This is a genomic window from Actinocrinis sp. (assembly GCF_035938995.1).
In the GTDB taxonomy this organism is placed as follows: domain Bacteria; phylum Actinomycetota; class Actinomycetes; order Streptomycetales; family Catenulisporaceae; genus DASZGI01.
The window spans coordinates 37,925-52,917 of the sequence record NZ_DASZGI010000139.1; the positions used below are offsets into that span (position 1 = coordinate 37,925).

A 14,993-nucleotide genomic window follows, 5' to 3' on the forward strand; every position below is an offset into this window, starting at 1 on the left:
AACCTCATCGGCGGGCAGGGCGGCTAGCGGACAGCCACCTCACGCGTCCTGAAACTACTCAAGTCAGGATCACCTCCTTTCGGTGTGCGTTGAACATTAGACGCGGGTCCGGTCCTGTGCAACGCAATTCCCACCGGCTGCTCAGCAGCTCGCGTGGTCGCGGAAGGTGCGCAGACGCTCCTCCCCCACCTGCTCGCGCAGCAGCGGATCATCGACGCCCAGCCCCTCGCGCGGCGCCAGGCACAGCACACCGACCTTGCCCGCGTGGGTGTTGAGCTGGACCGCCCGGGTCGCCTCGGCCACCTGCTCGAACGGATGGACCCGCGAGAGCGCCGGAACGATCAAGCCGAGCTCGAGCAGCCGATTGGCCTCCACCGACTCGTGGTAGTTGGCGCCGTGGCTGCCGATGACCCGCTTGAGCTTCATCCAGAGGTAGCGGTTGTCGTATTGGTGGGTGTATCCGGTGCTCGATCCGCAGGTGACGACGACCCCGCCGCGCCGGGCGACGAACACGGAGGCGCCGAAGGTGTTGCGCCCCACGTGCTCGAAGACGACGTGCGGGTCCTCCCCCACCCGCTTGCGGATCGCCGAGCCCAGCTCGCGCCAGGCCTGCGTCGAGTCCGCCTCCGCGCCGCCGTCGGTGAACCCGAGCTCCTGCCGGTTGATCACGTGCCGGCAGCCGAGGCGGTCGAGCAGGTCGGCCTTGTCCGCGCTGCCGACCACGCCGACCGGGATGCCGCCGGCCCGCAGCACGAGCTGTACCGCGTACGCGCCGAGGCCGCCGGTCGCCCCCCAGATCAGCACCACGTCGCCCATCTTGATCCGGGCGCCGTGGTCCCCGATCAGCATCCGGTAGGCCGTGCCCAGGCACAGCGTGTTGCACGCGGCCTCCTCCCACGTCAGGTGCGCCGGCTTGCGCACCAGCTGGGTGGCCCGCACCAGCGCGTAGTCGCCGAAAGCCCCGAAGTTGGTCTCGAAGCCCCAGGCCAGCTGGCGGCTGGAGAGCATGCCGTCCTGCTGGGCGCCGGACTCCTGCTCGTCGATCACCGGGGGCGCGATCACGACCTTGTCGCCGGCCTTCCAATGCCGCACCGCGGCCCCGACCCGCACCACGACGCCGGCCGCGTCCGAGCCGATGACCTGGTAGTCCCGGTCGTGCCGGGCGTCCCAGCCGCCGTGCCGCGCCAGATCGCGCAGGAAGCGGAAGGTGGGTACGGGCTCGAAGGTCGCGGACCACACGGTGTTGTAGTTCACCGCGGCGGCCATCACCGCGACCAGCACCTCGTCGGGCGCGAGCTCGGGTGTCGGGACGTCGCCGACGTGGATGCTGCGGCGCACGTCCTTGTCCTTGGCGCCGGTGAAGATCTCCTGGTCCTCGCGGCGCAGGAACGCGGCCCGGTAGGTGTCGGGCAGCGGGCAGGCCTCGAGCTCCCCGGGGTCCGCCCCGGAGAGGACCGCCTCACTCAGGGCACTGACGGCGTTGCTCATGTCTGCATATCCCTTCCACTTTTGCACTCAGCCGGGCAGGCCGAGCGCCGCGGCCAGCAGCGGCCACGAGGTGACGAACTCGCGCCGCCAGGAGTCCCAGTCGTGCACCCCGCCGGGGTAGAAATCGGTCTGGACCGGTATGCCGAGCACCTTCAGCCGGTCCGCGAAGGCCTGCGCCTGCGGCCAGACGGCGCTTTCGAGCGTCGCGCCGACCTGGTTGTCCGCCGGCTCGCCGACCCCGCTGCCGGCGGACACGAACAGGGACGTGAAACGCAGCTCGGTGGCCAGCGCGTAGGGGTTCTCGGCGGTCCAGACCTGCGCTTCGCCGGTCGGGTCGCCCCAGAGGGAGTCGGGTTGCAGCTTCTCCCTGGACACGATCGCCTGGATCACGCCCGGGATGCCCGGGTACGTCGTGTCGAGGATGCCGCTGTAGGACGCTGCGGCGGTGAACGAGCCGGGGTGGTGCGCCGCCATCGCCATCGCGCCGTAGCCGCCGGTCGACACCCCGGCGACCGCGCGCACCGTGCTCGCCCGGTAGCCGCGCTCGAGCAGCTGCATCAGCTCGGTGCTTTCGAAGTACTCGTAGTCGGGAGCGCCCTTGCCGCCGCTCCACCAGCGGGTGGGGAAGCCGGTCGGACCGGCCGACGGCATGACGACGATCACGTCCTTGTCGGCGGTGAAGGACTCGATGGTGGTCTCGCGCGTCCACGAGGTGTAGTCGTCGTGTGCGCCCTGCAGGAGGTAGAGGACCGGCCACGTGCGCTTGGCGTGCGCGGACCAGCCGAGCGGCAGCAGCATCCTGACCGGGACGGCGTCCCCGACCGCGGGCGACTCGATCTCGAGGTCCACCATGCGCGGGTCGAGCTGCGTCTCGGTGGCCACGAACGCGCCATCATCCGCCGCGACGCTCGGCGCTGGTGTCGGTGCTGGCGTCGGAGCCGCCGCGTGCGTGGCGCTCGCCGACGGCGCGGGCTGCGGCGAGCTTGTCGCGGCTGCGGGAGCTGCCACAGCACCGACGCAGAGCGCGATGACGCACCCGAGAACACTGATCATTCGCTGTGCGGCCATGGCTATCCTCATGAGCGCGGCGCGGCCGGAACTCCGCGCAGGTCGGCGTCGAGTAACCGGGCCAGCTCGTCGACGGCGGGCGGGTCCAGCAGCGAGAGGTGGTGGCCGGGGACCGGGCGCACCGACAGGTCGGGACACAGTTGGTCCCAGCCGAGGGCGTCGTCGTCGCGCTCGTACCGGGCGTCCCGGACGGTGTGCGGCGCGGCTTCGGTGGCGCGGTAGAGCAGGGCGCGCCCCGAGTACGCAGCGGGGCTGTGCCTTTCCCCGCTGCGCAGGTCGAGATACGAGTCGCGCTGGTGCTCTAGCACGGCCGCGGGCAGATCCACCGTCTCTCGCAGAATCTTGATCAGCAGGTCGATCTGTCCTACGTCATCGAGTCGAGCCAGCTCGTCGTACGGGAGGATCAGCGGGCTGCCGTAGACGCGCTCCACGTATTCCGCGAATCCGGCGAAGCGCCTCCTGGCTTCCTGCCCGAGATCCAGCCCCGGGTCCGGAAGCGGCAACACGCTGTCGATCAACACGACCGCGCTCACCAGGCCGTGCGGCGCGAGCAGGCGCGCAGTCTCCTGGCCGACCACCCCGCCGAACGACCAGCCACCGATCGCCCACGGCCCGTCCGGGCGCAGCTCGCGAATCAGCCGCGCGTATTCGACCGCTTGCTCGGTGACCTCATCGCACTCAGGCAGCCGTTCGAGCCCGAAACAGGGCACGTCGGCACCGAGCCGGTCGACGAGCGCGCGGTAGACGGCGGCCGATCCGCCAGCCGGATGGACCAGGAAAAGCGGTGGCTGCGTCCCCCCGGCGCGAAAAACCCGCAGCGGTCCCTCGACCGGCGTCTCCACCAGCGGCCGCATCCGGTCGGCGAGCGCGGCCACGGTGGCGGGGCCCTCGGCGAGCGCGGAGGGGTCGACCTCCTGGCCGATGCGTTCCGTCAGTGCGCGGGCCAGATCGACCGCCAACCGGGGATCGGCGGCGAGCGCGACGAGCTCGTCCTCGACTCCGCCGACCTCGCCGCTGGTCACGGATTCCCAGGCTCGGGCCACCAACCGCTCCGTCGCATCGCGCGGCAGCACTCCGCGCGCTTGGACCGTCGTCGGTGCCTGACCCTCTTCGAGCAGCTCCGCCACTTGCGCGACCGTCCCCCGGCGCAGCAGCGTTCCGGCGGCGAGTTCGATGCCGAATTCGTGGCGGACGGCGGACATGATGCGCACCGCGTGCAGCGAGTCCAGGCCCAGGTCGGTCAGCGGGGTGTCGTCGCCGATGCTCTCCGGGCGGTAACCCATGACCTGCGCGACGCATGCCCGCAGGCGGTCTCGGGTGCCGAGTTCCCGACGCCTTGGTACCGTCACCGCAGGTGCCTGCGAAACGGCGACTTCGACGGGCGCGTCGACCCAGTAGCACCGGTGTCGCCAGCGTGCCGAGGGCACGTCCACGATCCGGCTCCGCGGGTGCAGCGTGCGCCGCGACTCCACAAGATCCACCGCGCCGTTGACCAGCAGCGATGCCAGCGACAAGCGGAAGGTGACCGCTTCGTCCGTGTCCCGGCGCAGCGTCGGCAGCACGAGCGCGTCTTCGATCCCTGCCGCGCGCAACGTCTCAGCCAGCGGGTACAGCTGCGTCGGGTGCGGCGAGATCTCGATGAACGCGCGGTGCCCGTCCTCGGCCGCCGCGGTGACCGCCTGCCGGAATCGCACCGGCTCGCGCAGGTTCCGCACCCAGTACTCGGTCCCGAGGTCCGGCGTGCGGCGCGGGTCCTCGTCGACGGTCGTGTAGAGGCGGCAGGCGGGCGGGCGATGCGGCACCGCGCCGAGCCGCGCCTCGAACGGCTTGAGGATCGGATCGACCTGAGGCGTGTGTCCGGCGACGGCCACGGGCAGCGCCTTGGCGAGACCTCCCTCGCCGGCCACCACGGTGATCAGCTCGCTGACGTGCTCCGCGGAACCCGCCACGACGCACTGGCGCGGCGAGGAGTGCACGGCGATGCGCAGGCTGGTCAGCCGCTCCGCCAGTTTCTCGACTTCCTCAGGCGTGCGGTCGACCACTGCCATCGCGCCGCCGGACAGCCCGTTGAGCAGGCGGGAGCGCGCGGCGATGATCCGGACCCCGTCCTCCTCGTCGACCGATCCGGCGACTACGGCGGCGGCCACCTCACCCATCGAGTGTCCGATCACCGCTGAGGGCGTGAAGCCGTGCGCGCGCCACAATTCGGCGAGCGCGACTTGGAGCGCGAACAGCACCGGCTGAACGACTGAGGGGCTGGTGAGCTCCGCGTCGGGTTCGAGCTGGGCGTGCACGGACAGCCCGGTGGCGTGCCGGCGCAGCAGCGCGTCGAGCCGGTCGAGCGCCGCGGCGAAGGCGGGTTCCTCCGCGATCAGCCGCCGAGCCATCCCAGGCCACTGCGATCCGTAGCCGGAGAACACCCACACCGCCTGCGGGGCTGCCGGACGAATCACTCCGCTTACTGTGGCGGGGTCCGGCTTCCCGGCTGCTACCGCGGACAGTGCCCCGCATGCCTGGTCTCGGGTGCGGGCCACCACGGCCGCGCGGTGCCGGCCTCTGCCGAGTCGGCCGGAGAGTGTGTGCGCCACGTCGGCCAGCCGCGCCCGGCTCCCGTCGCCGGATCGCAGCCAGTCGGCCAGCTCCGCGGCGTCCTCGCGCAGACGCTCGGGCGTGGGCGCGTCCAGTGCCAGCACGGACGGCGCGACGCCGACCGCCGGGCCGCCGGTGATGGTGACCGCGCCCGAGACCGATGCCCGGCTGACGAGCGTGGTGTGCGCAGTGATGTGCACAGCGGACGGCGCCGGCCGGTACTCCTGGAGCAGGATGTGCGCGTTGGTGCCGCCGAATCCGAACGCCGAGACGCCCGCCGTCGCAGTGCCCGAATAGCGTGGCCAGGGCTCCGCCTCACTCACGACGCGCAGCGCCAGCGCGTCGAAGTCGATGTGCGGGCTGGGGCTGCTGAAGTGCAGCTGCGGGGGCAGTTCGTCGTGGTGCAGGGCGAGCACGGTCTTGGCCAGCCCCGCGATGCCGGCGGCCGCCTCGAGGTGGCCGAGGTTGCTCTTGACCGAGCCGATCAGCAGCGGCTGGTCCGACGCCCGACCGTGGCCGAGCACCGCGCCCAGCGCTCCGGCCTCGACGGGATCGCCGAGCGCGGTCCCGGTGCCGTGCGCTTCCACGTAGTCGAGGGCGTGCGGTGCGACCGCTCCGCCGGGTTGGTAGACCTCTGCCAGGAGGGCGCGCTGCGCCTCGGCGTTGGGCGCCAGCAGTCCGTTGGAGCGCCCGTCGGAGTTCACCGCCGTGCCGAGGATCACCGCGAGCACGCGGTCGCCGTTCCGCTCGGCGTCGGAAAGGCGGCGCAGCGCGACCATCGCGCAGCCCTCCGCCCTCACCATGCCGTCCGCCGACGCGTCAAAGGGCTTGCACCGACCGTCCGGGGCAAGCGCGCCGGCGCGCTGGAAGGCAAAGGTCACCATCGGCGAGAGCAGAACGTTGACGCCGCCGACCAGCGCGGTATCGCATTCCCCGCTGACCAGCGCGCGCACCGCGTGGTGCACCGCCACCAGCGACGACGAGCACGCAGTGTCCACCGCCATACTCGGGCCGCGCAGATCCCAGGCGTAGGAAAGGCGGTTGGCGGCGATGCTCAGCGCCGCGCCGGGTGCCGTCCAGCCCTCGACCCGGTCCAGGTCCGCGGTGGTCAGCCGGGCGTATTCGTTCCCGCTGATGCCGACGAACACCCCGGTGCGCGTCCCGGCCAGGCTTCCGGCCGGAATCGCCGCGTGGTCCAGCGCCTCCCGGGCCACCTCCAAGACCAGCCGCTGCTGGGGATCCATCGCGGCCGCCTCGCTCGGCGCGATCCCGAAGAACTCGGCATCGAACCCCGCGACGTCCGCCAGGAAGCCGCCGTGCCGGCTGACCTGCCGCGCCACCGGGTCGTCCGGGGCGACGAATCCGTCCCAGCGGCCGGGTGGCACCGTGCCGACCGCGTCGAGCCCGCCGCGCAGCGCGTGCCAGTACTGCGCCGCCGAATCGATACCGCCCGGCAGCCGGCATCCGATCCCGACCACCGCGATCGCGACCGGCGCGGGCGGTTGCGGGCGGCTCGGGGGCACCGGCGTGACCGCGATGCGCTCGCCGGCGTCCTCGCCTCCACCCACGACCCGCACCCGGCGCGCCAGTTGGTCCAGCGTCCCCGCCTCCCAGAGCAGGGTCGCGGGCAGCGCGATACCCGTCAGCTCGCTGATCTCCGCGGCGAGCGCGACCGCGTCGCGGGAGGTGACGCCGAGTTCGGCCAGCGGCCGGTCGTACCCGACCTGCGCCGGGTCGATGCCGTGCCAGTCGCGCAGCCGGTCCAGCACCAGCCGGTGGATGCTGCCGTCGAGGTCTGTGATGCTCATAGGAACCCCTCCCTCGTTCGCGCGGTGTAGTCGCCGCGCAGGTAGGCGGCGCGGCAGGCGCTGCGCGAGACCTTGTTGCTCGACGTGCGGGGAATCGACCCCGGGGGCACCAGCACGAGCCGGTCGAGCCGCAGGCCGTGCGCCGCGGCGACCCGAGCGCGGGCGGCCCGCTCGGCGACCGCGCGGCGGCTCGCGTCGTTCGTCAGGTCCCTGCGCTGCTCGGCGACCGCGACGACGAGTTCGCCGGCGTCGCCGGGCACCGAGAACACGGCGGCCCGGCCGTGGTGGCCGCCGCCGAGGGCGCACTGCACGGTCTCCTCGACGTCCTGCGGGTAGTGGTTGCGGCCGTCCACGATCAGCAGATCCTTGAGACGCCCGGTGACCAGCAGCCGGCCGTCGTGCATCGCCCCGAGGTCGCCGGTGCGCAGCCACGGCCGGTCGCCCGCGTCGGGCAGCACGGCGCCGAAGACCTCAGCGCTCTGTTCGACGCGCTTCCAGTACCCGGAGGCGACGTTCGGCCCGCGCACGACGATCTCGCCGACGACGTCCTGCGGAAGGATCTCCGACGTCCCGGGCCGGACGATTTCCAGCTCCTGGCCGACCGGCACGCCGCACCCGACCAGGGAGGTGACCTCCCCGTCCCCGTCGGAGGCCGTCGCGTCGTCTGCTACCTCGATCCGTCCCTCGGCCAGCGCGGCGCGGCGGCACACGACGGCGCGGGGCGGCTCGGCCGGCCCGTCGGAGGCCACGAACACGGTGGCTTCGGCGAGCCCGTACGACGGACAGTGCACTTCGGGCCGCAGGCCGCCGACCTCGAACGCCTCCGAGAACCGGCGCACGGTGTCGGCTCGGACCGGCTCGCTCCCGTTGACCAGGGCGCGAACCCGGCCGAGGCTCAGCTCGGCGGCGACGGCCGGGCTGACTTTGGCGGCGCAGTAGTCGTAGGCGAAGTTCGGCGCGGCCGACAGCACTCCCGGATAGGTGCTCAGCAGCCGGAGCCAGCGCTCGGGCCGGGCGAGGAAAGCGATCGGGTCCATGAGCACCGAGGGAAAGCCGCCCACCAGCGGCGCCGCGACGCTCAGCAGCAGGCCCATGTCGTGGAACAGCGGCAGCCAGCCGACCGAGGCCACCGGGGCGCTCGCGCCGTCGACCTCGTCGAGGTCCTCGGCTCCGCGCCGGGCGTCGAACACCCCGAACGCGGTCAGGGCCTGCTTCCCGTTCGCGACCACATTGCGGTGGGTGATCATGGCCCCGGTCGGAGTCCGGGTCGAACCGGAGGTGTATTGGAGGTACGCGATCTCGTCCGGATCGACCGGCTCCGCCTCCCGCCGCCCCGACTGCGCACCGCATTCATCCATGCGTACCAGTCGTGTCCGGCCGACCGCCGAGTTCGGGTCGGCGGCCTGCACCACAGCCGCCCCCGCAGCGTCGACCAGCACACACGCGGGCTCGCAGTCGTCGAGCACAGCCTCGACGCGGTTCTCGTGGCCTGGCAGGTCCGGCGGGAACAGCGGGACGGCGATCACCCGGGCGAGCAGGCAGCCGAGGAAGCCGGTAACGTAATCCAGACCCTGTGGCAGCAGCACCGCGACCCGGTCGCCAGGTCCGGCGACGCGGCTGACCGCGGCGGCGACGCCGTGCGCCCGCGCGCTGAGCTGGCTCCAGGTGAGCGTGCGGTGACGCCCGGCCGAGCGGGAGTCGGGGAAGTCCACGAACGTGAAGGCGCGCCGGTGCCCGCGGGTGGCGGCCCAGTGGTGGAGCAGGTCGGTGACCGACGGCTCCTGCGCGGTCGATTCAAGCAGCATGTTGAGTGACTTCCCTCGATGACAAGAGCATGATCTTCATAACTAACTGAACGTCATTTCCGTGAAGATCGCATCATGTGCTGACCGAATGGGTGACGAGAATCGGCTGGAAGTGTCGCCCCACGCGGGAAATGAGCCCGAATCAGACGCCGGTCAGCTGCGCAGACGTCGTGAAGATCCGCATCGCGAATAAGGTTCGCGCGACGATCAGCGGGCTCAATATGCACCGCATTGTTAACGTGTCGACAATTGTCGAGAAGTCGGTTCGCCAACCGAGCCGATCCGACTAAGAACACGCCGCCAGCCGACCGGGTGCGCGCACCCGGATGCCTCGTGAACGATTGCTACGCCGAGCCGCCCCCACTAGGCCCGCCACCGCACGTGGTCGTCCCGCCCACCACCGCGGACGTGCTGACTGCGCTAGTTCGCGCGGGACACGGCTACCTGGTCGAACCGGTCTGCGCACCCACCACCGCACAGCCGTTCACGCCGGTCGCGGGCGTGCCCTCGACCGTCTACAAGACCCTGTGACCGATCTCCATCGGCCTGCCGCCTGTGTGAAATTACAGCTCATGTGAGCCGAGACACTTGCCCGCTCAACTTCTCACGGGACGCGTGATCGGGTACTCCTTACATCATGACGCGTCCCCTAGCACTCCCGTGGCGGCAGGTGTGGCACTGGCTCACCACGCACGACCGCGGCCTGATGGCCTTGCGCCGCGCCGGCCGGACCGCGATCGTGATGCCCGCGATGTTCGCGCTCGGCGACAAGGTGTTCAAGAATCCCGAGCTGGCGACCTTCGCGGCCTTCGGCTCCTTCGCGATGCTCCTGCTCGTCGACTTCGGCGGGACCATGCGCGACCGGCTGCGGGCCCAGGCGTCGCTGGTCGTCGTCGGCGCGATCTTCGTCACCGTCGCCACCCTCGCCTCGCGCAACCACTGGCTCGCGGCCGTGGCGATGGGCGTGGTCGGCTTCGGCGTGCTGTTCATCGGCGTCGTCAGCTCGGTGCTGGCCGGGGCGACCACGGCGCTTCTGCTCTCCTTCATCCTGCCGGTGTCGCTGAGCGCGAAGCCCGCCGCGATCCCGGACCGGCTCGAGGGCTGGGCGCTGGCGTCGGCCGCGGCGATGGTGGCGATCACGGTGCTCTGGCCCGCGCCCGCCTACGATCCGCTGCGCGCAAAGGCCGCGGCCACGAGCCGGGCGCTGGCCGCGCGGCTGCACTCAGAGGTCGCCTACCTGATGGCCGCGAAGCAGGGCAAGGAGTTCGCGGCGCACAGCGATGCCGTCATAGCCGCGGACCAGGCGGTCAACGAGCTGCACCGGCTCTTTCTCGCCACGCCCTATCGCCCGACCGGCCTAAGCACCTCGGCCCGCGCGGTCATCCGGCTGGTCGATCAACTCAATTGGCTCAGCGTCGTCCTGTTCGAGGGCCGCAAGCCGAAGCAGGGCAGGCCCGTGAACAAGCCCGCGTGCGCGGCGAAGAAGGCCGCGGCCGCGGTCCTCGACCTCGGCGCGGATCTGCTGGAGAACCCGCACGGCAGCACCCAGGCCCTGGAGTCGGCGTTGGCGGACCTGCGCACCGCGCTGGCCGCCCTTGAGCGCAACGCGAGCAGCGAGCTGCCCAGCCTCCCCGCCGAGACGGACAGCGTCGCGGCGATGGCGGAAGACCACGTCGACGAGGTCATCGACGCGCTCGACCCAAGCTTCCGAACGCAGGAACTGAGCTTCCTGGTGTCCCTGATCGGGCGGAACATCGACGAGGCGGCGCGGGCGGAGCAGCGCACCTTCATCGGCCGGTTGCTGGGCCGCAGTCCGGTGCCGAGTCTGCCGGGGGCGGCGCTGCCGGGCACGCTGTCCGCAGCCCACGAGCGCGCGCTGGCGCATTTCGACCCGCATTCGGTGTGGCTGCGCAACAGCGTGCGCGGCGCGGTCGGCCTCGCGCTCGCCGTACTCGTGGCGGAGCTGAGCGGCGTGCAGCACTCGTTCTGGGTCGTGCTCGGCACGTTGTCCGTGCTGCGCTCAAGCGCACTGAACACCGGGCAGAACGTGCTGCGTGCCGTGGTCGGAACGACGGTGGGCGTCGCGGTCGGGTCGGCGCTGCTGGTGCCCATCGGCTCCGACACGAACCTGCTGTGGTTTCTCCTTCCGCTCGCGATCCTGGTCGCCGGGGTGGCGCCGGCCGCGATCTCGTTCGCCGCCGGTCAGGCCGGATTCACCGTCGTGCTGGTGATCCTGTTCAACATCATCCAGCCGATCGGATGGAAGGTCGGTCTGCTGCGGATCGAGGACATCGTGCTCGGGTGCGCGGTCAGCCTCGTGGTGGGGCTGCTGTTCTGGCCACGCGGCGCTGCGGCGGCGCTGAGCAAGGCGATGGCCGAGGCGTACGGGGACAGCGCGCGCTATCTCGCCGCCTCGGTGGACTTCGCCGTGCTGCAGTGCGACTCGACTGCGCCGCGGAACGGGTCGAAGGGCAACGGCGCGAACGGAATCTCGTCGGCAGACGCTGCCGCCCAGCAGGCGGTGCGCGCCGCGGCCGCCGCTCGGCGGATGGACGACACGTTCCGCAACTACCTGGCCGAGCGGGGCTCGAAGGCGCTGCCGCTCGCCGAGGTCACCCGGCTTGTCACCGGCGTGGCCGGGCTGCGGCTCGCCGCCGACGCGGTGCGCGACCTGTGGGACCGCGACGACCACGCGTTCGACGACCGCGCGGAGGCCCGGATCGAACTGCTCAGACACGCCGAGACGGTCCGCGACTGGTACGACGACCTGGCCGAGAGCCTGGACGGGCACGGCGCGGTGCCGGCGGCGCAGGCCCGGGACGAAGACTCGGACGTCCGCCTGGTGCGCGCGGTCGAGCGGGACCTCCGGGATGAGGACGGTCAGGCCACGGCGACGGCGGTGCGGATGATCTGGACCGGGGACCATCTCGACGCCGTGCGCCGGCTGGAGCGGATCTTGGTCCAGTCGGCCCTCGTGGCGACCGACCGCACCGCAGGTCGCCCGCCGCGCCGCGTGCTGGCCGAAGCTCGTTAGTCGAAGTACGCCTCGACGGCCAGTTCCCCGGCCCGCTCCGGCTCGGCCAGCAGCGCGGCGATCAGGTGGCGCCGGTCCCAGCGGCCGGCCGCCCAGGCGAGCGCGCGGGCCAGGCCGTCGAAGGTGGAGGCGTGCACGACGCCGTCCTGCACCCGCCACTGGACCTCGACCTCGTCGTCGAGCACGAGTTCGTCGTGCTCGACGTAGGTCTCCGGCACCCATGGCATCAGGTCCCTGACGACCTCGGGCACCTCTTCCGGCTCGCCCTCCGAGGTCACCCGCCCCTCGACGGCTTCCGAGGCGAGATCGACGTCGAGCAGGTCGGCCAGCGTGGCGGCGAACCGGTGCGGCACCACGATCACCGGCCGGTCGACGAACAGCGGGAGCAGGTCGGGGGCGTCGAGCACGACGGCGTCCCCGGCCTCCACGACGACCGGCTCCGGCGCCCCGGGCTCTTCCGGCACCTCCGCGTCCTGCGGCGCCCGGAATTCCAGGGCCCGCACTTCCACGGGCGGGGCGAGGCGGTCGCTCGGCACGGCGGCGAGCGCGGCGTAGAGCTCGACCAGTTGAACGGCGGTCACCTCGCGGTCCGGGTCCGCGAGGCGGTCCAGCAGTTCGTCCGGGCCGCCGGGTGTGGCCAGCAGCGCCTCGAGGGTGCTGCGCACCCCGAGCCCGGTGAGGAACTCCGGGTCCAGACCCGCGGCGCCCTCGACCTCCGCCGCGGCGTCGTAAAGCCCTCGCAGCAGCCCCGCGCCCGTGGCCAGCTCGCCGGGGCGGCGCCCGCCCAGGACCTCACGGCGGCTCAGCCACCACGACGTGTACGACGGCACCTCCAGATGCTCGCCGTCCCCTGTCAGCACTCTGATCGGGGAGACCACGGCGGCGCGCAGCGCGGGCCCGGCCAGCAGGTCAAGAGCCTCGGCCCACCGGTCGGGCGCGACGAGGTCGAGGTCCCGTACCGCGATCAGTTCGGGCGCCACGGGCGGGGCGTCCCGGGCCGGCAACGGCAGCAGGTCCCGTAGATCGTCGAGCCAGTCCTCGAATCCATCGAGGTCGAACACCTGCTCGTCCGGGCCGGAGTCGAGGATCACGTCGGCGGCGCGGACCACCGTGAACGAGTCGAGGACGCCGACCGCGCGCAGCGTCTCCGGGCCCCAGCGGCGCACCCATTCCTGGTCCACCCGGCCGAAGGATCCGGGCCGCACGATGTCCGCGAGCGGCGAGGCCGGCAGCAGCAGTTCGCGGGCCGGGGTGTGGCCGCCGTTGTCGTCGGGCAGTTGGAGGTCGCCGAGGTCGAACCGGTCGTCCGGGCCGGGCTCGGCGGCGCGCACGAGTGTCAGCACCGCCTCGGCCAGCGCTCTCGGGGTGTCGAAGCCGTCCGCGTCCGCTTGGGCGAGTGCGTCGCGGCTCGCGGTGACCGCGGCGCGCACGGCCGGATCGGCGAGGATCGCGCGCGGACGGGCCGGACGGGCTCCGAGCCGTTCGAGCAGCGCGTACGGCCCGGAGCCGGGGAACAGGGCCGCCGGGTGCACGACGCGAAGGCCGAGCGGCCGCAGGGCGGCGAGCCGGTCTTCGCCGAGTGCCGAGTCCGGCAGCAGCGCGCCGACCGCGCCGCGCACGGTCCGGCCGTCGGCGAGCGGCACCGGCACGGCGGCCAGTGCCTCGCGCACGCCCGGGTCGTAGCCCGCCACCTGGTCCAGCGCCGCGAACAGCCGCCCCCACCAGGCCGGTTCGCGGCCGAGCGCGGCGAGCGTTTCGACGAGTTCGGCCAGCTCGATCCGGCGGATTCCGAGCGCCGACAGGGCGAGCGGGTCCGCTTCCCAACCGGCTGGGAGCAAGCCGGGCAGCACGTCGACGACCGCGGCGACCAGCGCCTCGTCGCAGGGCACGATGACGGTGGCGTCGCGCGGGCGCAGCGGGCTCTGCGCGGCGTCGGCTGCGGGCAGGAACGGGATGAGGGGCAGGCGCTGGGCGACGCGTTCGCGCAGCCCGGCGTCGAGCGCGCCTTCGGCCAGGCGGCCGGGGACGAGGCGCAGCAGCCCGGGGGTGCGCGTGGGCCAGCGCTCGATCAGCTCGCCGTAGGCATCGGCCGCCTTGTCCAGCAGGAACTCCTGAAGTTCGCCGGGGGCGACGTGGCGGCGGGTCGGCTCCAGCGGGAAGGTCGCGATCAGCAGCGCGGGAAGGCCGAGCGGCTCGTCGGTCGGTGTAGGGGCGTGCACGACCGGTTCGGTGCGCGGCCGCCGCGGCTCACCGTCGGCGCCGACCGGCACCGCCCAGGTGATGGACCAGAAAGGCCGGGTGCGCTCCTCGACCGGGCGGTTCGCCAGCAGCAGCGGGTCGATGTCGCCGTGTGCGCGGGCAAGGCGCCAGGTGGTGGCGTGGTCGCCGTCGACGACGGTCCACTCGTCCGGGCCGCCGCGCCGGGATGTCAGGGTACGCACGGAGCCGTCGACCTCGACGACGATCTCGGCCAGCTGCGGCAGCGACAGCAGCAGGGCGTCGTCGATCTCTGTCAGCAGCCGGCGCACGGTCGCCTCGGCGGCGCTGTCGCGCAGCGGCAGCTCGACGACCGTGTCATAACCCTGCGGCGGAAGGCCGTCGGCCGGGAAGGGCAGCCGCAGCACCGGTACCCGGCCCTCGCGGCGGCGCAGTTCCTCGCCTAGCTCAATGTTCTGCTCGGCCGCCCCGGCCACCGCGTCACGCGCTTGCGACGCAGAAAAGCGCACCGAGCCGTGCCGGGAGAGCAGCGCCGGCTCGTCGCTGACCGCGAGCACGGCGGCGAATCCGACGCCGAATCTGCCGACCGGGCCCGCGTCGGGTCCGTCCCATTCGTCGCGCTTCGTCGAAGCACGCAGGGTGGACAGGCCGACCACTCCCCCGGCGTCCAGCGGCGCCCCGGTGTTCGCGACCCGGAGGGTGACGCCGAGCGGTCCGGTGGTGTCCAGGGTCAGCCGCAGCCGCCCCGGGCGGCCGGCGCGGGTCGCGGCGTCGGCGGCGTTCTGCGCCAGCTCGATCACGATCCGGTCCCGGTACGCGCCGAGGACCAGATCCTCCTCGAGATTCGCGTCCTCGCGGAAGCGGACCGGAGCGGCCGCCCAGGAGTCGAGCACCCGCGCCCGGATCGCGGCGGTGTCGAACCGGTCGTCAGTCACGGCAGCGGACTCCATTCGGCGGTGCCAGGCAACCAGACGGCTGCCCGGG

At 72.6% G+C, this 14,993-nt stretch carries 7 protein-coding genes; 2 read left to right on the forward strand and 5 right to left on the reverse strand.

What is annotated here, in order from left to right; genetic code table 11:
* Positions 1–141: 141 nt before the first annotated feature.
* From ccrA to VGZ32_RS09400, 4 genes are all read right to left on the reverse strand, one after another.
* Positions 142–1,488: a crotonyl-CoA carboxylase/reductase gene (ccrA, locus tag VGZ32_RS09385; RefSeq protein ID WP_326885506.1), complete on the reverse strand. Its 1,347-nt coding sequence runs from the start codon at positions 1,486–1,488 to the stop codon at positions 142–144.
* 27 nt (positions 1,489–1,515) lie between these two features.
* Positions 1,516–2,370 carry an alpha/beta hydrolase family protein gene (locus VGZ32_RS09390; protein ID WP_326885507.1) on the reverse strand — a complete coding sequence of 285 codons (855 nt, stop codon included), beginning with the start codon at positions 2,368–2,370 and terminating at the stop codon, positions 1,516–1,518.
* A 194-nt stretch (positions 2,371–2,564) separates the two neighbouring features.
* Positions 2,565–6,953: a type I polyketide synthase gene (locus VGZ32_RS09395; RefSeq protein ID WP_326885508.1), complete on the reverse strand. Its 4,389-nt coding sequence runs from the start codon at positions 6,951–6,953 to the stop codon at positions 2,565–2,567.
* Positions 6,950–8,758, reverse strand: coding sequence for a fatty acyl-AMP ligase (locus VGZ32_RS09400; protein ID WP_326885509.1), 1,809 nt, complete (start codon positions 8,756–8,758; stop codon positions 6,950–6,952). The genes VGZ32_RS09395 and VGZ32_RS09400 overlap by 4 nt, the downstream gene beginning before the upstream one ends.
* A 333-nt stretch (positions 8,759–9,091) precedes the next feature.
* Between VGZ32_RS09400 and VGZ32_RS09405 the strand changes: the two genes are divergently transcribed.
* Both VGZ32_RS09405 and VGZ32_RS09410 read left to right on the forward strand, forming a co-directional pair.
* The gene (locus VGZ32_RS09405) at positions 9,092–9,289 is read left to right on the forward strand and encodes a hypothetical protein (protein ID WP_326885510.1); all 198 of its coding nucleotides are present in this window, start codon (positions 9,092–9,094) and stop codon (positions 9,287–9,289) included.
* A 106-nt stretch (positions 9,290–9,395) separates the two neighbouring features.
* Positions 9,396–11,792 (forward strand): FUSC family protein, encoded by a 2,397-nt coding sequence (locus VGZ32_RS09410; protein WP_326885511.1) that lies wholly within the window; start codon positions 9,396–9,398, stop codon positions 11,790–11,792.
* Here VGZ32_RS09410 and VGZ32_RS09415 read toward each other — a convergent pair.
* The gene (locus VGZ32_RS09415; RefSeq protein WP_326885512.1) at positions 11,789–14,944 is read right to left on the reverse strand and encodes a sacsin N-terminal ATP-binding-like domain-containing protein; all 3,156 of its coding nucleotides are present in this window, start codon (positions 14,942–14,944) and stop codon (positions 11,789–11,791) included. The genes VGZ32_RS09410 and VGZ32_RS09415 overlap by 4 nt on opposite strands.
* Positions 14,945–14,993: the final 49 nt, after the last annotated feature.

Excerpts from the sequence above, each read along its gene's own strand:
- ccrA (WP_326885506.1), bottom strand. The coding sequence starts at position 1,488 with ATGAGCAACGCCGTCAGTGCCCTGAGTGAGGCGGTCCTCTCCGGGGCG.
- VGZ32_RS09395 (WP_326885508.1), bottom strand. The coding sequence starts at position 6,953 with ATGAGCATCACAGACCTCGACGGCAGCATCCACCGGCTGGTGCTGGAC.
- VGZ32_RS09400 (WP_326885509.1), bottom strand. The coding sequence starts at position 8,758 with ATGCTGCTTGAATCGACCGCGCAGGAGCCGTCGGTCACCGACCTGCTC.
- VGZ32_RS09410 (WP_326885511.1), top strand. The coding sequence starts at position 9,396 with ATGACGCGTCCCCTAGCACTCCCGTGGCGGCAGGTGTGGCACTGGCTC.